General features: G+C 73.2%; 16 protein-coding genes. 7 read left to right on the top strand and 9 right to left on the bottom strand.

The annotated features are described in order from the left end of the window. Nucleotides 1-723 precede the first annotated feature (723 nt). Nucleotides 724-1998 carry a lytic transglycosylase domain-containing protein gene (locus tag AC3ET4_RS12495; RefSeq protein ID WP_431948782.1) on the top strand — a complete coding sequence of 425 codons (1275 nt, stop codon included), beginning with the start codon at nt 724-726 and terminating at the stop codon, nt 1996-1998. Nucleotides 1999-2143: 145 nt separating this feature from the next. Here AC3ET4_RS12495 and pyk read toward each other — a convergent pair whose 3' ends face one another. The 4 genes from pyk to AC3ET4_RS12475 form a co-directional block, all read right to left on the bottom strand. After that, nucleotides 2144-3583 carry a pyruvate kinase gene (gene pyk, locus AC3ET4_RS12490; RefSeq protein ID WP_431948781.1) on the bottom strand — a complete coding sequence of 480 codons (1440 nt, stop codon included), beginning with the start codon at nt 3581-3583 and terminating at the stop codon, nt 2144-2146. Nucleotides 3584-3728: 145 nt separating this feature from the next. Further along, nucleotides 3729-4433: an SIMPL domain-containing protein gene (locus tag AC3ET4_RS12485; RefSeq protein ID WP_431948780.1), complete on the bottom strand. Its 705-nt coding sequence runs from the start codon at nt 4431-4433 to the stop codon at nt 3729-3731. A 554-nt stretch (nt 4434-4987) separates the two neighbouring features. After that, nucleotides 4988-5140, bottom strand: coding sequence for a hypothetical protein (locus tag AC3ET4_RS12480; RefSeq protein ID WP_431948779.1), 153 nt, complete (start codon nt 5138-5140; stop codon nt 4988-4990). A 65-nt stretch (nt 5141-5205) separates the two neighbouring features. Next, nucleotides 5206-6093 carry a LysR family transcriptional regulator gene (locus tag AC3ET4_RS12475; RefSeq protein WP_431948778.1) on the bottom strand — a complete coding sequence of 296 codons (888 nt, stop codon included), beginning with the start codon at nt 6091-6093 and terminating at the stop codon, nt 5206-5208. Nucleotides 6094-6186: 93 nt separating this feature from the next. Here AC3ET4_RS12475 and AC3ET4_RS12470 point away from each other — a divergent pair, with 93 nt between their 5' ends. From AC3ET4_RS12470 to AC3ET4_RS12460, 3 genes are read left to right on the top strand one after another with little or no spacing between them, the layout of a single operon-like run. Beyond that, nucleotides 6187-6921, top strand: coding sequence for a succinate dehydrogenase cytochrome b subunit (locus tag AC3ET4_RS12470; RefSeq protein ID WP_431948777.1), 735 nt, complete (start codon nt 6187-6189; stop codon nt 6919-6921). Between the two features lie 2 nt (nt 6922-6923). Next, nucleotides 6924-8858 (top strand): fumarate reductase/succinate dehydrogenase flavoprotein subunit, encoded by a 1935-nt coding sequence (locus AC3ET4_RS12465; protein WP_431948776.1) that lies wholly within the window; start codon nt 6924-6926, stop codon nt 8856-8858. Next, complete coding sequence (locus AC3ET4_RS12460) at nt 8855-9613, top strand: succinate dehydrogenase/fumarate reductase iron-sulfur subunit (protein ID WP_431948775.1); 759 nt, start codon at nt 8855-8857, stop codon at nt 9611-9613. Before AC3ET4_RS12465 ends, AC3ET4_RS12460 begins: the two co-directional genes overlap by 4 nt. On the opposite strand, the gene AC3ET4_RS12455 is transcribed toward AC3ET4_RS12460, so the two are convergent. From AC3ET4_RS12455 to pepN, 3 genes are all read right to left on the bottom strand, one after another. Further along, the gene (locus AC3ET4_RS12455) at nt 9555-10988 is read right to left on the bottom strand and encodes a lysine N(6)-hydroxylase/L-ornithine N(5)-oxygenase family protein (RefSeq protein ID WP_431948774.1); all 1434 of its coding nucleotides are present in this window, start codon (nt 10986-10988) and stop codon (nt 9555-9557) included. The genes AC3ET4_RS12460 and AC3ET4_RS12455 overlap by 59 nt on opposite strands. Further along, a complete protein-coding gene (locus AC3ET4_RS12450; protein ID WP_431948773.1) occupies nt 10985-12370 on the bottom strand; it encodes a pyridoxal phosphate-dependent decarboxylase family protein in 1386 nt (461 codons plus the stop codon). Before AC3ET4_RS12450 ends, AC3ET4_RS12455 begins: the two co-directional genes overlap by 4 nt. 779 nt (nt 12371-13149) lie before the next feature. After that, complete coding sequence (pepN, locus tag AC3ET4_RS12445; RefSeq protein ID WP_431948772.1) at nt 13150-15663, bottom strand: aminopeptidase N; 2514 nt, start codon at nt 15661-15663, stop codon at nt 13150-13152. Between the two features lie 378 nt (nt 15664-16041). Between pepN and AC3ET4_RS12440 the strand changes: the two genes are divergently transcribed. The 3 genes from AC3ET4_RS12440 (at nt 16042) to AC3ET4_RS12430 (ending at nt 18628) form a co-directional block, all read left to right on the top strand. Continuing rightward, entirely contained in the window at nt 16042-16440 is a 399-nt protein-coding gene (locus AC3ET4_RS12440; protein WP_431948771.1) for a VOC family protein, read from the top strand. A 220-nt stretch (nt 16441-16660) separates the two neighbouring features. Beyond that, the gene (locus AC3ET4_RS12435; protein WP_431948770.1) at nt 16661-17683 is read left to right on the top strand and encodes a class I SAM-dependent methyltransferase; all 1023 of its coding nucleotides are present in this window, start codon (nt 16661-16663) and stop codon (nt 17681-17683) included. Between the two features lie 42 nt (nt 17684-17725). Beyond that, nucleotides 17726-18628, top strand: a complete 903-nt coding sequence (locus AC3ET4_RS12430) for a hypothetical protein (RefSeq protein WP_431948769.1) — start codon at nt 17726-17728, stop codon at nt 18626-18628. 99 nt (nt 18629-18727) lie between these two features. Here the strand turns inward: AC3ET4_RS12430 and AC3ET4_RS12425 are convergent, their stop codons facing one another. Both AC3ET4_RS12425 and AC3ET4_RS12420 read right to left on the bottom strand, forming a co-directional pair. Further along, nucleotides 18728-19708 carry an alpha/beta fold hydrolase gene (locus AC3ET4_RS12425; protein ID WP_431948768.1) on the bottom strand — a complete coding sequence of 327 codons (981 nt, stop codon included), beginning with the start codon at nt 19706-19708 and terminating at the stop codon, nt 18728-18730. A gap of 101 nt (nt 19709-19809) precedes the next feature. Further along, nucleotides 19810-21639, bottom strand: a complete 1830-nt coding sequence (locus AC3ET4_RS12420; RefSeq protein ID WP_431948767.1) for an alkyl/aryl-sulfatase — start codon at nt 21637-21639, stop codon at nt 19810-19812.

Here is a 21639-nt window from a genome sequence, read left to right as displayed (position 1 = left end):
TCGGCTTGTGCGGGGTTCAGGCGCCCGAGCGGGTGGGGCTTTCCGGCACCTGCGGCCTCGTTGCCGTCCGCGGGTGCAGATGGCCGCTTCCACGCCTACTCCTGGTGGTGGGCGCGCCCGCCGTGACCCGCGTCTGCGACTCTTCGTAGTGCCGGTGAAGGGGTGGGCTGGAGATCGGGCCCGCTTTCGCCGATATGTCCTTGCGGAACCGGGCCCGATCCCGAAAACCGGTCAGCCGGGCCCGCCACCCGCACGGGAATCACCCGCAGACGCGGGTTACGGCGGGCGCGCCACCCACCGAGCGTGGGCGTGGCAACCGGCCGCCTCTACCCGCGGACGGTGACGAGACGGAAGTCGCGAACAACCGGCCACGCGCCGGCGCCTGAACCCCCACCACCGAACCACCCGCACACCGGCGCCGACCCCAAGCAGGCACGCTCCCCTCCGCAGCCCGCATCCTTGCGCCCGACAGACGCGAGACGGCGCGAGAGCCCCAGCACTCCAGCCGCCCGACCTCCACCGCGATGCGCCCGCTTCAACTCCGTTGCGGGCGGAGTTCTTCCATGGCTCACCGTGAACGACATGCGGCCTCTTCAGGAATAGCTGGTTCCAGCCAGTTTGCGACGTCCCGGACGGTGGCTCTGTTCGAGAAGTTGACGTAGGGTCGCCACGGTCGCCCCGTGCGCAGAGGGGGCGACACGGCTTTCGGGAGGGGCACCGGGTATGCGAGCGCGGTACGGACGGCGGATCCGCAGGGGAGTCGCGGGCACCGCGGTGGCCGCCGCGGCCATGGCGGCGCTGACGGGTTCCCAGGCTCCCGGACTGCTGCCGGGCCTTCTCAACGCCAGTGCCGGCGCGCCGATCACGCCCCCTCCGGGCGACCCCATCGACGGCGGTACGACCGAGTACCTGACCGAACTCCCGCCGCTCAACACGCCTGCCCCGGGCAGCTCCCCCACCCCGAGCACCGGCGGCAGCAGCGTGACCCCTGAGGGCACCGGCCTGCCCGCGTCCGTGCTGGAGGCCTACCGCAGGGCCGAGACGGCCCTCGCCGCCAGCGACCCGGGATGCCACCTGCGCTGGGAGTTGCTGGCCGCTATCGGCCAAGTCGAGTCCAACCAGGCGCGCGGCGGGAACGTCGACGCGTCAGGCACCACGCTCTCCCCCATCCTGGGCCCCCAGCTCAACGGCAACGGCTTCGCGAACATCACCGACACCGACGACGGCGCATGGGACGGGGACACCGTCCACGACCGCGCGGTCGGTCCGATGCAGTTCATTCCGTCGACCTGGCGGACCTGGGGCGCCGACGGCAACGACGACGGAGTCAGCGACCCCAACAACATATTCGACGCGGCGCTCGCCGCCGGCCGCTACCTCTGCGCGGGCAACCGCGACCTGTCGGTCGAGAGCAACCTGCACCAGGCGATACTGGGCTACAACCACTCGACCGCCTATCTGAACACCGTCCTGACCTGGTACGAGCACTTCCGCAAGGGCCCCGTCGTCTCCGTCCCCGACATCGGCGGCGCGGGCAGTGACACACCGGTGAACCCGCCGTCCTCGTCGTCCTGGCCCTCCGTCTCCCCCTCGCCGACGAAGTCCCCGAGCGCGAGCACCTCGCCGCGGCCGACAGGCAAGCCCAGGCCGACCGTGTCCGCCAGCGGCACGATCGGGGTCCCGTCGATCAGCCACCCGCCGACGGCATCCCCCACGGGCTCCCCGACGACAAGCCCGACCACGAGCCCGAGTCCGACCACGAGCCCCACCACGAGCACGAGCCCCACCACGAGCCCGAGCCCGACGACAAGCCCGACCACGAGTCCTACGGGCGAGCCGACATGCCCGACGGAATCCGCCACGCCCACCGCGAGCCCCACCGGTACGGCCTCCCCGTCGCCGACCGGCACCCCGGACCCGTGTGCGACGGCCTCCCCCGACGGCAGCCCGTCGCCGGAGGAGACCGAGGGCGGCGCCGCCTCGGGCTCGGTCCGCTGACGCGGCGCGAACGTCTCGCCACGACACCCGGTCGGCGCCGCGTTCCGGCGCGGCCGTCCGCTCGGCCCTCGCCCGCCGGTCCGTCGGGGCTGACACCGCTTCCGACGCCACCGCCCGGCCAGGGATGCCGACGGCGTCCGCGACGTCAGCGGTGCGAAGAGGAGTCGTCCTCGCCGACGCGGTGCACGCGCACCAGGTTGGTCGTCCCCGGGACCCCGAGCGGCGAGCCCGCCGTGATGACGATGGTGTCGCCCACCTGGCAGCGGCCCATCCGCAGCAGCTGCTCGTCGACCTGGTCGATCATCTCGTCGGTCGTCTGCACCGTCGGCCCGAGGAAGGTCTCCACGCCCCAAGTGAGGCTGAGCTGCGCGCGGGTGTCCGGCTCGGGGCTGAAGGCGAGCACGGGGATGGGCGAGCGGTAGCGGGAGAGCCGCCGGGCGGTGTCGCCGGACTGGGTGAAGGCCACCAGATACGCGGCGTCGAGGAAGTCGCCCATCTCCGCTGCCGCGCGCGCGACGGCGCCGCCCTGGGTGCGGGGCTTGTTCTGCTCCGTCAGCGGCGGAAGGCCGGCCGCGAGCATGTCCTGCTCGGCGGCGGCGACGATCCGGCCCATGGTCCTGACCGTCTCGACGGGATGCTTTCCGACGCTGGTCTCGCCGGAGAGCATGACCGCGTCGGCGCCGTCCACGACGGCGTTGGCGACGTCCGAGGCCTCGGCGCGGGTGGGGCGCGAGGAGTCGATCATCGACTCCAGCATCTGCGTCGCGACGATCACCGGCTTGGCGTTGCGCCGCGCGAGCGCGACGGCGCGCTTCTGCACCAGGGGCACGGCCTCCAGCGGCATCTCGACGCCGAGGTCGCCGCGGGCCACCATGATCCCGTCGAACGCGGCGACGATCTCCTCGAGGTTGTCGACCGCCTGCGGCTTCTCGATCTTGGCGATGACGGGGACCCGGCGGTCCTCCTCGCGCATGACGCGCAGCACGTCCTCGGCGTCGCGGCCGCTGCGGACGAAGGACAGCGCGATGATGTCGGCACCGGTGCGCAGCGCCCAGCGCAGGTCCTCGACGTCCTTCTCGGACAAGGCGGGCACGGAGACCGCGACACCAGGGAGGTTGAGCCCCTTGTTGTCGGAGATCAGACCGCCCTCGACGCACAGGGTGCGGACCCGCGGGCCCTCGACGCCGGTGACCTCCAGGGTGACGCGGCCGTCGTCGACGAGGATCCGCTCACCGCGCGTGACGTCGGCGGCGAGGCCCTTGTAGGTGGTGCCGCAGATCAGACGGTCGCCCTCGACCTCCTCGGTGGTGATCGTGAACTCGTCACCGCGTTCGAGGAGGACGGGGCCCTCCGCGAAGCGTCCCAGCCGGATCTTCGGGCCCTGCAGGTCCGCGAGGATCCCGACGCTTCGGCCGCTCTCTTCGGCGGCCTTGCGCACGCGCCGATAACGCTCCTCGTGGTCGGCGTGGCAGCCATGGCTCATGTTCAGGCGGGCGACGTCCATACCGGCTTCTACCAGGTCCTTGATCTGGTCGTAGGAGTCGGTGGCGGGCCCGAGGGTGCAGACGATTTTTGCTCGGCGCATGGAGCGAGCCTATGACCTACTTCACAGTAAGAAGCGTGTGGGGGCGACCGTGGAACATCAGCCGGAGGGGTGACGATTGACGAGTGGTCAAGTGAGCCATAATCCGCTCCGATGAGCGCCCCGTGGGCGCATCGCGACGCGGCGCTCAGGACGACAGGTCGGGTGCTGTCATCGTGAAGTGTGCGGTGACCTGCGCGTACACGCTCTGCCGTTCCGGCTCCAGGTCAAGGGCCCGGACGGCCTCCTCGGCACCGCCGCGCGCCGCGAAGGCTGCCGTCCGCATCGCCGGGTGGGCACGGAAGGGCGCGGACTGCTGCACCCCCTCGTCGGCCAGTTCGACCAGGGCGACCAGGCGGGCGCCGAGCGCCTGCGCGTACTCGCGGGCGCGCCGCACCGCGTCGCGCGCCGCCTGCCTGCGGGCCTCGCCATAGGCCGGGGAGTCGGGGCGCAGCGACCACCAGGGGCCGTCGAGGCGGGTGAGCTCCAGGTCGGCCAGCCGGGTGGTGAGCTCCCCCAAGGCGGTGAAGTCGACCAGGGCGGCGCCCACGCGCACGCTGCCGTGGTAAGCCCGTACGCGTTCGCCGCGGCCCCGGTCCCGCAGCTCGGGGGTGATCACGAAAGCGCCGGTCTCCAGCTTCTCGACGGCGTCGCCACAGGCCTTGACGAGTTCGAGGACCTGCGCATTGCGGCGGCCGAGGTCGTCCAGCACGGCACGGCGGTCGGTGCCGCGGGCGCTGACGGTGACGGCGATCCGGGCGAGCTCGGGCTCGACCTCGAGCGTCGCCTCGCCCCGCACCCCGATGTGCGGGACCTCGGGGGTCGGGTAGGCCCTGGCCGGTTCTGTGGTCATGTGTCCACCCTGCCAGGCCCACGGGGTGGTGACGAGCCATCTGTTCGCCCCGGCGGGGCTGTTGTCCGGGAGCACCCGAGCGCCAGGATCTACGCGCGTCACCGCAGCCGGTCCACGCGACCGGCGACGATCACCGCGCCCCGAGCGACCGCCGGGCGCGCCTCCGGACTCCAGGAGCCGACACGTGCCGCCGAATCGCAGGGAGGAAGCCAGGGTGCTGACCGGCGCCCGGGTCAAGGCGTACATCTCCCTCTCCGCGAACGACTCCGCGCAGACAGCGCCCGACGCTCCCGTCGGCGTCGCGAAGCTGACGAACACGGGCGGCACGCCGACTACAACGACGACGTGGTCGGCGGCGTCACCTATGACATCGGCATCTCCCGCCCCGCCGGTTCCCGGCTGCCGCACGTGCTCTTCCAGGGCGCACCGATCGACGAGTCGGCCCGCTTCGTGCCGGCACGTCCACCACGACCGGGCCAACGGCGGCGGCGACTTCCCCGCCGCCGCCTCGGCGCCGCGGGTGTGGGCGCACTCCGAGGAGATCCGGAACACCATCAGCACGTGGTGCGGAACGGCTCCGTCGACCCTGCGCGCTTCGCCGCGCAGGACTGGAGGCTGACCAGCGGCGGCGTGCCGGTCTTCTGGAGCCGCGCCTGCGGGCGCCGGCAGTCGCCGGTGCGGGAGGAGGCCAGGTGCGGGGCGCGCACATGGCCTCCGGCGTGCCGCGGGCCGCGGGCGCGGACGCCGTGCAGGCCGGGCGCGCGCGGCGGGCTCAGACGGGCACGTGTTCCAGCAGCACACGGCGCAGCTCCCGGGCGGCGCGCGGGGGTTCGACGTCCTTGCGGTGCGCCAGGGCGACCGTGCGCTGCAGCCCTGGGGCCTCGAAGGGGGTCGTGCGCAGCCGGGGGCGGCGTCCGGCCACCATGCCGGGGACGACCGCGGGCCCGAGTCCGGCCTCGACGAAGCCCAGGACGGCGTCCATCTCGCCGCCCTCGATCGCGAACCGCGGCTCGAAGCCGGCCGCCCGGCACGCGGCGACGGTGAGGTCGCGCAGGTCGTAGCCGCTGCGGAACATCACCAGCGGCCGGTCCCTGAGGTCGCCGATCCGGATGGCGGGGCCCTCGCAGGGGGGCGGCCCGTCCACGGCGGTCACCACCACCAGGTCCTCGTGGAGCAGCGGTGTGGCGTCCAGAGCCGGGTCGTGGCTCTGCAGCGGCAGGACGATCAGGGCGAGGTCGAGGCTTCCGGAGGCCAGCTCGCGCACCAGGTCGCGTGAGCCGCCCTGCTCGACGACCAGCCGGATGCCGGGGTAGCGGTCGTGGAAGTCGCGCAGCACGTCGGGCAGCAGGCCGGTGGCGAGGCTGGGGGTGGCGCCCAGGCGCACCCGGCCGCGGCGCAGGTGCACCAGTTCCTGGACCTCCTGGGTGGCGGTCTCGGTGTCGGCGATGATGCGGCGCGCCAGCGGCAGCAGGGCCTCGCCGGCGTCGGTCAGGGCGATGTTGCCGCGGGCGCGGCTGAACAGGCTCGCCCCGAGCTCTCGCTCCAGGGCCTTGATCTGCTGCGAGAGCGAGGGCTGCGCGACGTGGACGCGCTCGGCGGCGCGGGTGAAGTGCCGGGTGTCGGCGACCGCGAGGAAGTACACGAGTTGCTGCAGCTGCATAGCCGCACCATAACCCCGGATAGGCGTGTCCTATCGAAACAAGCTGGAACATGTCTTGGACCTGTCGTCGCAGGTCCGCCTAGCGTCAGGCGTATGGCTGTGGCGACGACGAGGACGAAGGAGACGGAGAGGACGACGGCACCAGGCCGCCGTCCGTCGCTCCTTGGGGCACTGTGGGGCTCGACCGTGGGCAAGAAGGCGGTCATGGCCGGGACCGGCGTGATCATGCTGCTGTTCCTGGTCGCCCACATGCTGGGAAACCTGAAGATCTTCTTCGGCCCGGAGGAGTTCAACGGGTACGCGGCGTGGCTGCGCACCATCGGCGAGCCCGCCCTGCACAACAGTTGGTACCTGTACATCCAGCGCACCGGTCTCGTCGTCGCCGTGGTGCTGCACGGTGTCGCCGCCTACCAGCTCAGCCGACGCGACATCAGGGCGCGCCCGGCGAAGTACGAGCACAAGAGGCAGCGGGCCAGCTACGCGACCCGCACGATGCGCTGGGGCGGTGTGATCCTCGGGCTCTACATCGTCTGGCACATCCTCGACCTGACCATGCTCACCGTGAACCCGCTGGGCAAGGAGCACCACCCCTACGAGAACATCGTGGCCGACTTCCGGATCTGGTGGGTGAACGTCGTCTACATCGTCGCGATGCTCGCCCTCGGCCTGCACATCAGGCACGGCTTCTGGAGCGCCGCGCAGACCCTGGGGGCGGTGAACAAGCGCCGCGACCGCGCGCTGAAGATCACGGCGAACGTGCTGGCGGCCTCGCTGACGGCGGGCTTCCTCGTCGTACCCGTCGCCGTGATGACCGGATGGGTGGAGTGACCATGGACTACCGACTGGGCGAGCCGATCGCCGACACCAAGGCGCCGGACGCGCCGATCGCGGAGCGCTGGGACCGCCGCAGATTCGAGGCGAAACTGGTCAATCCGGCCAACCGCCGCAAGCACACGGTGATCGTGGTCGGCACCGGGCTGGCGGGCGGCTCCGCGGGGGCGACGCTCGCGGAGCAGGGCTACCACGTCGTGCAGTTCTGCTACCAGGACTCACCGCGCCGGGCGCACTCCATCGCCGCTCAGGGCGGCATCAACGCCGCGAAGAACTACCGCAACGACGGCGACAGCGTGCACCGCCTGTTCTACGACACCGTCAAGGGCGGCGACTTCCGCGCCCGCGAGTCCAACGTGCACCGGCTCGCCGAGGTGTCGGTGCAGATCATCGACCAGTGCGTGGCGCAGGGCGTGCCCTTCGCCCGCGAGTACGGCGGGCTGCTCGACACCCGTTCCTTCGGCGGCGTCCAGGTCTCCCGGACCTTCTACGCCCGCGGCCAGACGGGGCAGCAACTGCTGCTCGGCGCCTACCAGGCGCTGTCCCGGCAGATCGACGCGGGCAACGTGGAACTGCACCCGCGCACCGAGATGCTCGACCTGATCGTGGTGGACGGCAGGGCCCGCGGCATCGTCGCCCGCGATCTGGTGACGGGCGAGGTGTCGGTGCACATGGGCGACGCCGTGGTGCTGGCCACCGGCGGCTACGGAAACGTCTTCTATCTGTCGACCAACGCCAAGGGCTCCAACGCCACCGCGATCTGGCGGGCGCACCGGCGCGGCGCGTACTTCGCCAACCCGTGCTTCACCCAGATCCACCCGACCTGCATCCCGCGCTCCGGCGACCACCAGTCGAAGCTGACGCTGATGAGCGAGTCGCTGCGCAACGACGGCCGCATCTGGGTGCCGAAGGCCGAGGGCGACACCCGTCCGCCGCACGAGATCCCCGAGGACGAGCGGGACTACTACCTGGAGCGGATCTACCCCTCCTTCGGCAACCTGGTGCCCCGCGACATCGCCTCCCGCGCCGCCAAGAACGTCTGCGACGAGGGCCGCGGCGTCGGCCCCGGCGGCCAGGGCGTCTACCTGGACTTCGCCGACGCGATCGCGCGCATGGGCCGCGCCAAGGTGGAGGAGAAGTACGGCAACCTCTTCGAGATGTACGAGCGGATCACCGCGGAGGACCCGTACACCCGGCCCATGCGGATCTACCCCGCCGTGCACTACACGATGGGCGGCCTGTGGGTGGACTACGACCTGCAGACCACCGTGCCCGGCCTGTTCGCCATCGGCGAGGCCAACTTCTCCGACCACGGCGCGAACCGCCTCGGCGCCAGCGCCCTGATGCAGGGACTGGCCGACGGCTACTTCGTGCTCCCGGCCACGATCAACGACTACCTGGCGCGCGGCCCGCACGACCCCGTGGCGCCGGACCACCCCGCGGTCGCCGAGGCCGTCGCCGATGTCGAGGACCGGCTGAACCTGCTGCTCGCCGTGGACGGCGACCGTACCCCGGACTCGTTCCACCGCGAGCTCGGGGAGCTGCTGTGGGACGAGTGCGGCATGGCCCGCAACGAGGCGGGGCTGCGCAAGGCGCTGGAGCGGATCCCGGAGCTGCGCGAGGAGTTCTGGCGCCGGGTGAAGGTGCCGGGCAGCGGCGAGGCGCTCAACCAGGCGCTGGAGAAGGCCAACCGGGTCGCGGACTTCCTCGAACTCGCCGAGCTGATGTGCCTGGACGCCCTGCACCGCACCGAGTCCTGCGGCGGCCACTTCCGCGAGGAGAGCCAGACCCCGGACGGCGAGGCGCTCCGCGACGACGAGGCCTTCTCCTATGCGGCGGCCTGGGAGTTCACCGGCGCGGGCGAGGCCCCGGTGCTCCACAAGGAGGCCCTCGACTTCGAGTACGTACACCCCACCCAGCGGAGCTACGCGTGAACCTCACCCTGCGCATCTGGCGCCAGCCGTCCGCCGAGGACGACGGCGCCATGGTGACCTACCGCGTCGAGGACATCAGTCCCGACATGTCGTTCCTCGAGATGCTCGACGTCCTCAACGAGGAGCTGATCCTCGCGGGCGACGAGCCCGTCGCCTTCGACCACGACTGCCGCGAGGGCATCTGCGGCGCCTGCGGCATGGTCATCAACGGGCAGGCGCACGGCCCGGAGCGGACCACCACCTGCCAGCTGCACATGCGGCACTTCCAGGACGGCGACACCATCGACGTCGAACCGTGGCGGGCCGCCGCCTTCCCGGTCGTCAAGGACCTGGTCGTCGACCGGTCGGCCTTCGACCGGGTGATCCAGGCCGGCGGCTACATCAGCGTGCCGACGGGCAGCGCGCCGGAGGCGCACGCCACGCCCGTCCCGAAGGAGGCCGCCGACGTCGCCTTCGAGCACGCGGAGTGCATCGGCTGCGGCGCGTGCGTGGCGGCCTGCCCCAACGGCTCGGCGATGCTGTTCACCTCGGCCAAGGTCAACCACCTCAATGTGCTGCCCCAGGGGCAGCCCGAACGCGAGACCCGGGTGCTGGACATGGTCGCGGCCGTGGACGACGAGGGCTTCGGCGGCTGCACCAACACCGGGGAGTGCGCGACGGCCTGCCCCAAGGGCATCCCGCTGCCGTCGATCGCGGCTATGAACCGCGAATACCTGCGGGCCTTGCGGAAGGAGCGGTCGCGGTCCAGGGGCTGACCGGATTGGTGGCCGCGCTGAGCCCGAAGGTCGTGAAGGCCGTGCGGGAGGGCAGCGGATAGGGCTCCTTGCCGGTCACGGCGTTGAGCACGACCGCCGAGCGCCAGGCCGCGAGCCCCAGATCCGGGGCCCCGACACCATGGGTGTGGCGCTCGGCGTTCTGCACGTGGACGGCCGCGCCGGTGCCGGCGACGACCGGGTCCAGCTCGAGCCGATGGCACTCGTCGATGACGGGACGGCCGGACGCGTCGCGGGCGATGTACCCGTCGATCGGGGCGAGCAGCGCGTCGAGGGAGCGCTCGCGGTAGCCGGTGGCGAGGACGACCGCGTTGGTGATGAGGCTGCTGCGGGCGCCCTGCTGCTCGTGCTCCAGATGGAGTTCGACGGCGCCCATGCCCCTGCGGCCGGCCGTGCGGACCGTCACGCCGGGGGTGAGGACGGCGTCCGGCCAGCCGCCGCCCACGGTGCGGCGGTACAGCTCGTCGTGGACGGCGCCGATCGTGCCGTGGTCGATGGCCCGGTGCAGCTGCCACTGGCGGGGCAGGAGGTTGTCGCGAACCGGCTCGGACAGCCCGTGGAAGTAGCGCGTGTAGTCGGGGGTGAACTGCTCGAGGCCGAGCTTGCTGTACTCCATCGGGGCGAACGCGGGGCTGCGGGCGATCCACGTCAGCCGTTCGCGCCCGACGGGCCGGGCGCGCAGCAGGTCGAGGAAGACCTCTGCGCCGGACTGCCCGGAGCCGACGACGGTGACGTGCTCGGCGGCCAGCAGCCGGTCGCGGTGCTCCAGGTAGTGGGCCGAGTGCACGACGGGGACGGCGGGCGCCTCGGCGAGCGGCCGCAGCGGTTCCGGCACATAGGGCGCGCTTCCGACGCCGAGGACGAGGTTGCGGGCGTACGTACGTCCGAGGGCCTCGGCCTGGCCGTCGGAATCCAGCCGCGTGTGGTCCACCTCGAAGACGGCGCGCCGGGCGTTCCAGCGGACGGTGTCGACCTGGTGGCCGAAGCAGGTGCTGGGCAGCGACTCGGCGACCCATCGGCAGTAGGCGTCGTATTCGGCGCGGTGTGTGTGGAAGCGTTCGGCGAAGTAGAACGGGAAGAGCCGCTCGCGGGTCCTGAGGTAGTTCAGGTAGCTCCACCGGCTCGTGGGGTCGACGAGGCTCACCAGGTCGGCGAGGAACGGCACTTGGAGGGTGGCGTCGTCGAGCATCAGCCCCGGGTGCCAGCGGAAGGAGCACTCCTGCTCGTAGAAGGCCGCGCTGAGATACGGGACACCGTCGGCGAGGGCGGCCAGGGACAGATTGCACGGGCCGATGCCGATGCCGAGCAGGTCGAAGGGCTGGTCCTGGTGGGAGTCGTGGTCGTCGATCGTGTTCATCGGGGGGTGCTGCCTTCCTGGTGGGTCGTGCAGACGAGCGTGAGCAGGGCCTGGAGGTCCTCTTGTGTGGTCGCCGGATTGAGCAGGGTGACCTTGAGCCAGAGCCGTCCGTCGGCGCGGGCCCGGCCGAGGACGGCGCGGCCGTCGAGCATGAGCCGGCGGCGGAGGACGGCGACCTCCTCGTCGCCGGCGCCGATGGGGCGGAACAGCACGGTGCTGATGGCCGGGCGGGCCCGCAGGGTCAGTGCGGGATGTCGTTTGACGAGCTCCGCGAGCTGCCGTGCCCGGTCGCAGACCGCCTCCACGAGCCCGCCCAGGCCGCGGCGTCCCAGGGCGCGCAGCGTGACGGCGATCTTGAGCACGTCGGGGCGGCGGGAGGTGCGCAGCGAGCGGCCGAGCAGGTCGGGGAGACCGGCCTCGGTGTCGTCGGCGGCGTTCAGGTAGTCGGCGCGGTGCTCCAGCGGGTGCAGCAGCGCGGCCTCCCGCACCGCGAGCACCCCGGCCGCCACGGGCTGCCAGCCCAGCTTGTGCAGGTCGAGGGTGACGGTGTCGGCCTCCCGCAGACCGGCGAGCCGCGGCGCCTCCCGGTCGCTGAACAGCAGCGGCCCGCCGTACGCGGCGTCGATGTGCAGGCGCGCGCCGTGCTCGCGGGCGGTGCGGGCGAGTTCGGGCAGGGGGTCGATGTCACCGGTGTCCGTGGTCCCCGCGGTGGCGACGAGCAGGGCCGGGCGGTCGTCCGCGGCGAGAACGGCCCGCACGCGCTCGGGGTCGAGCAGGCCGCGGGGGGTGTCCACGAGGACGGGGGGCCGCATTCCGAGCAGCCAGGCGGCACGCGGCACGCTGTGGTGCGCGTTGGCCCCGGCGACGACCCGTACGTCCGGGGCGCCCTCCCGGGCCAGCAGGAGCGCGATCTGGTTGGACTCGGTGCCGCCGGTCGTGACGAGCGCGTCCGGCGCCACCGCATCGGGGTGGACGAGACGGGCCAGGGCGCGGGTGACCTCCGTCTCCAGCGCGGTCGCCGCCGGGGCCTGGTCCCACGAGTCCATCGACGGGTTGAGCGCGCTCGCGGCAAGGTCGGCCGCCACGGCCTCGCCCAGGGGCGGGCAGTGCAGATGGGCGGCGCACAAAGGGTCCGCCGGGTCGGCCGCGCCCTCGGCGACGACCGAGACCAGCGCGCACAGCGCCTCCGCCGCCCCGCTCCCGTCCTCCGGCAGGACCTTCCCCAGCACATGGCCGACCCGCCGTGCCACCGCGCCGGGGCCACCGGCGGGAAGCGGCCCCTTGCGGGCGGCCGCTCCTGCCGCGAGTGCGTCGAGTACGACCTCGACCAACGGGCGCAGCCGGTCCGGCCCTTCACTTCCACCGGCGAGATGGGGTGGCATGGAGTCGGCGCCCTCCGTTGTTGCGGATCACCGGCGCGTGCGCGCTGGGCGACCTGCGTAACGACGCTCCCCCACCTCGGGTGTTGCCCCCGCACCCCGATCGGGTCGCCGCCCCGGCGCACCCGCGAACAGCCCTCACGCCGCAGCGCCGCCCACGCGGTGCCCCACACGCCTGGCGCACGCCCTCTCGCTCGTGCTCGGGCGCCGGCCGTCACCCTGCCGAGCGCCGTTCCGTGTCGCTGCGCGCGGGTCTCGCGGTCCTGCTGCGGGGGGCCGAGCCGGCGGTGCCGGCCCGGTGGATGACGGCCGGCGGCTGCTGTATCTGCGGGCCGTGCCGAAGAAGCAGACGAGGAGACGGCGGTCGCCGTGCGTCGGGCCGGCGTCCTGCCGGGGACGGAGGCTTGCCATGCACGTCGCCGCCACCGCCGGGCACGCAGACCACGGCAAGTCCGCGCGGCTGCGGGCCCTGACAGGGAGGGAGCCCGACCGCTGAGCGCGGGAACAGCGGCGCGGCATGACGCTGGACTCCGGCGCCGCGTGGACAGGGCTGCCCGCCGCCGCGCCGGGCGCTCGTGCCCGGGCACGTCCTTGAGCATGCGACGCACTGGCGTACTCGGCGGTGCTCCCGAGACGGCCCCGGGCCAGGCCCGCGCCGGCGAGGTGCAACGCACCCGCCGCACCCGGCGCACCGGCCGCGGCCCCGCGTCCGGCGTGCCCCGCCGACGACGAGCCGACGGAGCAACCGGCCGTGCCGGCACGGGCCTTCGGGGACCGCCCGGTCAGGCGGTCCGGACGTGCAGGGCGCGGCGCAGGTCGTCGAGCTGGTCGGCGAGGCTGCGGCGCAGGGCGGGGGTGGGGGCGGGCTCGGATGCGCCGGTGCGCAGGCATTCCTCGCCGAGGTCGAGCACCTGGGGCTCGACGACCGCGGCGGGGAAGGCATGGCGGCCGGCGGCTTCGCCCAGAGCCGGGCCGCGGCGGGCCGCGACCGCCACCGCGGCGGGGAAGTAGCGGGGTACGTACTCCCGGACGAGGTCGAGCTGTTCGGGCTGCCAGAAGCCCTGGGCGGTGGCGTTGAAGAGGTAGTTGGACAGGGTGTCGCCGTCGAACATCAGGGCCCACGCGTCCCGCTTCGCCTGCGGGTCGGGCAGCGCGGCCCGGCAGCGGGCGGCTGCCTCCTGGCCGGTGGCGCTGGGGTCGGCGTCCAGTTCGGCGGCGATGTCCTCGGCCGATGCCGCGCCCAGCACGCTGAGCCGGGTGAGGATCTGCCAGCGCAGCTCGGGGTCGAGCACGGGTCCGCCGGGCAGGGTGCCCTCGGTGAGCCAGCCGCGCAGCGAGCCGGTGTCGGCGGTGGAGCCGATGAGCTGGCGGGCCGCGGTCAGCCGCAGTCCGGGGTCCTCGCGGGTGAGCAGGTCGCGGGCGAGCGCCTCCAAGGTGGCGAGCGCGCCGGGACGTTCGGCGGCCGGGAGGTACCGGTCGGCGAGCTGCCCGCGGGCGAAGGTGAGCACGCCCCGGACGACGGCGATGTCGGTCTCGTCCGCCAGGTGGGCCCGGGCGAGGTCGAGGTAGGCCGCGGGCGGGAGTTCGCCGTCGCGGACGAGGTCGCGGGCGGCGTTCCACACCAGGGCGCGGCTGAGCGGGTCCGGCAGCCCGCTCAGCGCGGCGGTCAGGGTCTCCCAGGACCGCGCGTCGAAGCGGATCTTGGCGTAGGTCAGGTCCTGGTCGTTGAGGAGCACCAGGTCAGGGCGGCGGCCGGGACGTACCTCCGGCGTCCCGCCGTCCGCGGGGACGTCGGTCTCGAAGCGTTCGCGCAGCACCAGTCGCGCCGGGTCGGCGCCGGCCCGGTCGTACGCGGCGACGGCGATGCGGTGCGGGCGGCTGCCCTCACGCGTCACGTCGAGCCGCCAGCCTCCGTCATCGTCGCCTTCACCGTCCACGGGGACCGGGGTGAGCCTGTCGACGCCGGTCGTGCGCAGCCAGCGGTCGGCCCAGGCGTGGACGTCCCGGTCGGTGTTGCGGGCGAGGGAGTCGATGAAGTCGGAAAGGGCCGCGTTGCCGAAGCGGTGCCGCGCGAAGTGGTCGTTGATGCCGGCGAGGAACTCCTTGCGGCCGAGCCAGGTGACCAGCTGACGCAGCGCGGAGGCGCCCTTGGCGTAGGAGATGCCGTCGAAGTTGAGCAGCGCCGACGCGGTGTCGGGGACGGCCTCCGGGGCGGGGGCGACGGGGTGGGTGGAGGGACGCTGGTCGGCGTCGTAGCCCCAGCCCTTGCGCGCGACGGCGAAGTCGGTCCACGCGCCGCTGAAGCGGGTGGCCTCGGAGAGCACCTGGTAGCCCATGTACTCGGCGAAGGACTCGTTGAGCCAGATGTCGTCCCACCAGCGCAGGGTGACGAGGTCGCCGAACCACATGTGGGCCATCTCGTGGGCGACGACCATGCCGCGGCTCTGCCGCTCGGTGTCGGTGACGGCGGAGCGGAAGACCATCTCGTCGCGGAAGGTGACCAGACCGGGGTTCTCCATCGCGCCCGCGTTGAACTCGGGCACAAAAGCCTGGTCGTAGGAGTCGAAGGGGTACGGCTCCTCGAACAGCTCGTGGTAGCGGTCGTAGCAGCGCCGGGTGATGTCGAGGAGCTCCTCGGCGTCGGCGTCCAGGTGCGGGGCGAGGGAGCGGCGGCAGTGCAGCCCGAAGGGCAGGCCCGCGTGCTCCGTGCGCACCGAGTGCCAGGGACCGGCGGCGACGGCGAGCAGGTAGGTGCTGATCGGGGGGGTCGGCGCCACGCGCCAGCGGCCTTCGGCCTCCCCGGTGCGCTCGGCGACGCCGTTGCCGAGGACGGTCCATGCCGGGGGCGCGGTCACGGTGACCTCGAAGACGGCCTTGAGGTCGGGCTGGTCGAAGGCGGCGATGACGCGCTGCACGTCGTCAAGGAAGAGCTGGGTGTACAGATACGTCTCGCCGTCGGCGGGGTCGGTGAAGCGGTGCATGCCCTCACCGGTGCGGGAGTACCGCATGTCGGCCTCGACCCGCAGCTCGTGCGGCCCGGCCGGCAGACCGCGAAGCGGCAGCCGGTTGTCGTCCAGGGCGGCGACGTCGAGCGGCCGCCCGTCCAGGACGGCGCTGTGCAGAGCGGCGGGCTTCAGCTCGACGAAGGTGTCGCCGTCGGTCAGGGCGGTGAAGCGGATGACGGTGGTCGATCCGAACACCTCGTCGCCACGGGTGAGGTCCAGGTCGACGGTGTAGTGCTGTACGGAGATCCGGCGTGCGCGGATCTCGGCCTCGGCACGGGTGAGAGCAGGCATGCGCTCATGCTGCCTCATCTCCCTCCCCCGGCGTACGGGGGGCTCCGCATCGACGACCGCAGCCCCGCGAGCAGGCGGCTGGGGATGGCGCGCAGCCGGGCCGGGGTGGGTCCGTGGGCGCCGCCGGCGGAGTCGAACGGGCCAGGGTGTCTCGCGTGGGGGGCGCGGACGCCCCGCGCGCGTCGAGCGGCGGACGGCGACGCCGGTCGCGTGTCCCCGCCGTACGAAGCCGGGGTGCCGGAGTTGGCGTTGCCAGTGCGGGGCTACCGCTGTCCGATATGCCGGTCCCCTGCGCCAGAGCGGCTTGGTGTCGACCGGAAGGAGGGGTTCCGGAGCCGGTCCTTGCCGCCGGAGGGGGAGACCGGGCAGGCTCGGCGGATGATCGCCACCCTGCAGTGCACTGTGATCGACTGCCTTGACCCGTCCACACTGGGCGCCTTCTACCACGGCATCCTCGGCGGGGACCTGGACACCGCTGACCCCTCGTGGGTGGATTTGCGGACCCCGGACGGGACCCGGATCGCCTTCCAGCAGGTGCCCGTCCACCGGCCGCCGCGCTGGCCCGACCCGGAGCACCCCCAGCAGGTCCACCTGGACTTCGAGGTCCCCACCCGCGCCGATGTGGAGCGGGCCCACGAGGAGGTCCTGGCCCTCGGCGCCACCTTCCTGCACGACAGCGGCGGCAAGCGCAGCGGCTTCCGGGTCTTCGCCGACCCGGCCGGGCACCCGTTCTGCCTCTGCTACGGGCAGAGTGCGGAGCCGGCCGTCGCGGGATGAGCGGCGGCCGGCGGGGTCCGCGCCGGCTCCCGCGCGGCCCTCTCGCGGCCCTCTCGCGGGGCCGCCGGTCGGGGGGAGGATCGGCCGGCCCCGGAGGAAGGCCGCAGCCCGTTGTCGGTGGCCACTTGTACGGTGGGTCGCATGCCGGCGCCCGAAGCGACGGCGTCGCGAGCCGTCCGGATCGGGCCTGCGCGATCGATCACGACCGAAGGGGGCCGGCATGGACGCGGGGCGGACGGCGTACGAGTTGCTTGAGCGGGACCCGGACCCCGCGTCGGTGCGCCACGTCACTTTCGTGCCGTTCCTGCCGGGCGGCGGGGTCGGCGCGGTGCGCGGCCGGGACGGGGTGGTACGCCTGCCGTCCGGCGAGGTGCTGCCGGGTGAGGACTGGGGCCTCGACACCGCCGCCCGGGTCCCGCTCGAGACCGCCGGCTACTACCGGCAGCGTGTGCACCCCTTCGCCTGGGACGCGGAGCGTCAGCGGCTCTTCGCCTGGTTGGACGGCGACCGCTACCGGGGCCGGCGGCCGCACGCCGCCGACGCCGACCTGGTCGTGGCCGACGCCGAGACGATCGCGGGTCTGCTCCCCCACGGCCCGGAGCGGCGTGCCGTGCGGGACGCGGCACGCTCCTTCCGGGAGCAGGACGACTCCTCGTACTTCGCCGGCACCCTGCGCCTGCTGGAGCCCGCCTACCTGCGCGCGACCACGCCCGAGGGCGGATCGGGCTTCGGCGGGGGGCCGGGCCAGTGGCGGGCGCGGCGCTCGATGGTGGTCGACGCGCTGCACAAGGACGGCACCTTCCTGGACGTGGGCTGCGCCAACGGGTTGCTGATGGAGTCGGTTCGGCGGTGGGCGGCCGAGCGGGGACGGGTGGTCGAGCCCTACGGTGTGGACTTCGCACCGCGGCTGGTGGAGGTGGCGCGGTGCCGGCTACCCCGGTGGGCGGACCGGGTATCGGTGGGCAACGCGCTGGACTGGCGGCCTGCGGACGGCAGCCGGTTCACCTTCGTGCACGCCCTCGCCGACTGCGTGCCCGGGCACCGGCTGGGCGACCTGGTCGGCAGGCTGCTGGCGGAATTGGTGGAGCCGGGCGGGCGGCTGCTGCTCAGCGTCTACCAGGCGGAGGGCGGCAATGCGCCGACCGCCGCCGAGCGGCTGGCCGCGCTGGGCGTGCCGGTGGCCGGTGCGGCGAGCGGCACGGGGCCGGAGCGCACGGCGACAACGGCCTGGGTCGACGCGTAGGCTCGAAGGGTCGTACGCGTCATCTGCGCTCGGGGAGGCGCCGTGACCGAGCCGTCGTCCCTTCCGGTCGAGCACGGCTTCCCGCACCTGGAGCAGGTGCGGGGCGCCCTGACCGCGCTCTACCGGCGGCTGTCGTACGACACGGTGAGCCGCTTCCCGGCGAGCGTCCGCCCGGAGGCGGTGGCGTTCCCCGCGGACGAGGACCTGCACCTGGGAGCCCAGCGGGTGGCCCGGGCCATCGTGGAGCACTTCCGGTTGCCGCAGGCCCGCATGGTGGTCAGCTTCCGCGAGATGGTGCACGCGGGCAGTGTTGAACTGGCCGCGGGGCCGGAATACTTCGTGGAGTTGCACGCCCGCTTCCGGGAGGACCGGCGCGACGTGGGCGCGGTGCTGGCGCACGAGGTCATGCACGTCTATCTGCACCGGCTCGGCCTGGAGTGCCCCGGGGCGCGGGAGAACGAGATCCTGACGGACACCGCCACGACCTACCTGGGCGCGGGCTGGCTGCTGCTGGACTCCTACCGCGAACAGCCGGCGCTGCGCGGGGAGCGGCTGACCACTACCGCCTCCAAACTGGGCTATCTCACACCAGAGGAGTTCGGCTACGTCCTGGCCAAGCGGGCACAGGCCTTCGGCGACGACATCGAGCCGTGGCTCACCAGCCCGTGGGCCCGGGAGGCCTACCGGGCCGGCCTGCGCGTCGCCGCAGCCGACCTTCGTCATCCGCCGATGGCCGGCTGCGGCTGGGCGGAGCACCGCCGGTACGCCCACGACCGGCGGCGCGGCGGCGCGTATCCGGCGGCCGGATACGCCTTCGAGGGCGGTGAGCCCCAGCGGGTCTCCTTCCCCTGCCCCACGTGCCGGCAGCGGATCCGGGTCCCGGTGCGGGGACGGCTGAGGGCGCGGTGCGGGCTGTGCCGCACGGTGCTGGAGTGCGACACCTGATCCGGCACACCTGCGCGGGCCCCCGGACCCCTGCTCCGCACGCCTCCGCCCCGCGCGCCGGGCTCGTGATCAGCCCGTGGTCGGCCCGTGGATGGCTCGTCAGCCCGTGGCCGGCGCCGCCTCCCGCAGGAAGTCCAGCAGCGCGGCGTCGACCTCCGCCGGGCGCTCCTGCTGGGTCCAGTGGCCGCACCCGGGCAGCACCACCGGTTCGCGCAGCGTGGGGTGGAGCTTCCGCAACGCCGGGATCAGCTCGGACATCCCCGGGAATCCGTAGACGAGGTCGCGGTCGCCGGTGACGTAGAGCGCCGGCACCCGCAGGGCGGCACCGGCCCAGGGGGCGGTCAGCCGCCAGTTGAGGTCGAGGTTGCGGTACCAGTTGAGCCCTCCGGTGAAGCCCGCCTCGGCGTACTCGGCGGTGTAGGCGTCCAGGTCCTCCTCGGTGAGCCACCCGGGGAGCTCGCCGGGGTCCTCGCCCATGTCGAGGAAGCCGCCGCCGGGCGGGACGAGGGGCTGCGCCGGGACCGGGTCGTTGGCGGGGTTGTCGCCGGAGGCGCCGTAGAGGACGTGGCGGAAGGTGCGGCGCGGGTCGGCGGCGAACTCGGCGTCGGCGACCCCGGGCCGCTCGAAGTAGTTCCAGTAGAAGCGGCCGTCGTACAGCTCCCGCATGGACCGCAGCGGAGGCGCGTCGCCGCTGCGCGGGGTCGGCGGGACGCTGAGGCCGGCGACGGCGCGGACGACGTCGGGCCGCAGCAGCGCGGTGTGCCAGGCGACGGGGGCGCCCCAGTCGTGCCCGACGACGACGGCCTGGCTCTCGCCGAGCGCGTGCACGAGGCCGATGACGTCGCCGACGAGGTCGAGGATGGTGTACGCGTCGACGGCCGCGGGCCGTTCGCTGCGGCCGTAGCCGCGCTGGTCGGGGGCGACCACCCGGTAGCCCGCGGCGGCGAGCGGCGCGAACTGGTGGCGCCAGGAGTACCAGCACTCGGGGAAGCCGTGCAGCAGCAGCACGAGCGGGCCCTCGCCCTCCTCCGCGACATGCAGCCGGATTCCGTTCGCTTCGACCGTGCGGTGTTCCACCATGGCGGTCACCCTAGGGGCACGCGCCGGGGGAAGGAGCCGGCCGCGCACGGATCACTCCGAACGGAGCACCGCACCTTCTTGTGCGGCCCGTTCACCGATCGTCACGGTGTGACGATCGGGAAATTCTGGTCGGCGGTGTCCAGCAGCCCGACGAGGGTCGCGACGACCTTCAGGTCCCCCTCGTGCTCGACGCCCTCGAGACGGCCCCCCGCGAGGAGCCGGTGCAGCTCGGGCCGGGTGAGGGTGAGCGTCAGGTCGGCGTGCCGGACGGCGGGGCGCCCGTCCTGGGTGGAGAAGTAGGTGAGGGCGCCGTTGGAGAGGGTCAGGTGCCAGGTGCGGTGCTCGTCGATGAGCCGCCAGTCGATGGTGAGGTGGACGTCCCACGCCTTGGGGCCGTTGACACGGATGGCGAGGGCGTCGATGAGCTGGTCGACGCTGAGGGCGGCCATCACGTCCGGGTTGGCGATGAGAACGGCGGTCCGGGTGACGCCCTGCCGCAGTTCCTGGGCGCCCATCAGGTAGAAGTTGCGCCAGGGGCCGTTCTCGCAGCCGTGTCCCAGGCGCTCGTAGAGCAGGGCCAGTTCCTCCGCCGCGGAGGCGTGCCCGGGGTCGGCGAAGACGGCGTGGTTCAGCAGGGTGACGGCGAACCGCGGGTCGCCCGACTCGGCGTACTGTCTGGCCTTGGCGACGGTGGCGTCGGTGCCGCCGAGGCAGTCCACGTAGCGGCGGGCCTCCGCCACCGGGGGGTGCTGCCACAGGTGGGCCGGGTTGCCGTCGAACCAGCCCATGTAGCGCTGGTAGACGGCCTTCACATTGTGGCTGAGGGAGCCGTAGTACCCGCGGTTGGAGCTCAGCCGTTCCAGGGCGGGGGGCAGGGTCAGCTCCTCGGCGATCTCGGTGCCGGTGAGGCCGCGGTTGATCAGCCGCAGGGTCTGGTCGTGGAGGTAGGCGTACAGGTCGCGCTGGCACGACAGGAGTCGGTGGATGCCCTCGCGCCCCCAGGTCGGCCAGTGGTGGGAGGCGATGACGACGTCGGAGGCGTTGCCGAAGAGGACGAGGGCCTCGTTGAGGTAGTGCGCCCACAGCCGGGCGTCGCGTACCTGCGCGCCGCGCAGGGTCAGGACGTTGTGCATGGTGTGGGTGGCGTTCTCCGCCATGCACAGCACCCGCTTGGCGGGGAGGTGGAAGTTCATCTCGGCGGGCGCCTCGGCCCCCGGGGTGAGCTGGAAGATCATCCGGACGCCGTCGATCGTCTCGTCCTGGCCGGTGCGGGTGACGTGCACGGTCGGCGGGATCAGGGTGACGGTGCCGGTGGAGGCGGTCTGGCCGAGGCCGCAGCCGATCTGCCCGGCGGGGCCCTTGGGCAGTTCGGAGCCGTACATGTACACGGCGCGGCGGGTCATCGCGACCCCGGCGTCGACGCTCTCGCCGGCGGCGTGCTCCAGGAAGCCGGCCGGGGCGAGGACGGGCACCGGGTCGTGCCCGTAGGGCAGGACGCCGCGGGCGCCGCCGAAGTGGTCGACGTGCGAGTGGCTGTAGATGAGGGCGGTGACCGGCCGGTCCCCCCGGTGCTCGCGGTAGAGGGCGAGGGCGGCGGCGGCGCACTCGGCGGAGCGCAGGGGGTCGATGACGATGACGCCGCGGTCGCCCTCGACCAGGGTCATGTTCGACAGGTCCAGGCCGCGCACCTGGTAGACGCCCTCGACGACCTCGAACAGACCCTGCTTGGAGGCGAGCCGGCTCTGCCGCCACAGGCCGGGGTGCGCCGTGTCGGGGCACGGGCCCTGGAGGAAGGAGTAGGCGTCACCGTCCCAGACGACCCGGCCGTCGCTGTCGGTGACACGGCCGGGGGTGAGGGCGCCGAGGAATCCCCGGTCGGCATCGGCGAAGTCCGTCGTGTCCTCGGGTGCGCCGGGTGCGAGAGCCGTCAT

This window comes from Actinacidiphila sp. bgisy167, assembly GCF_057707665.1.
This window is presented reverse-complemented; position numbering and strand designations above follow the sequence as displayed.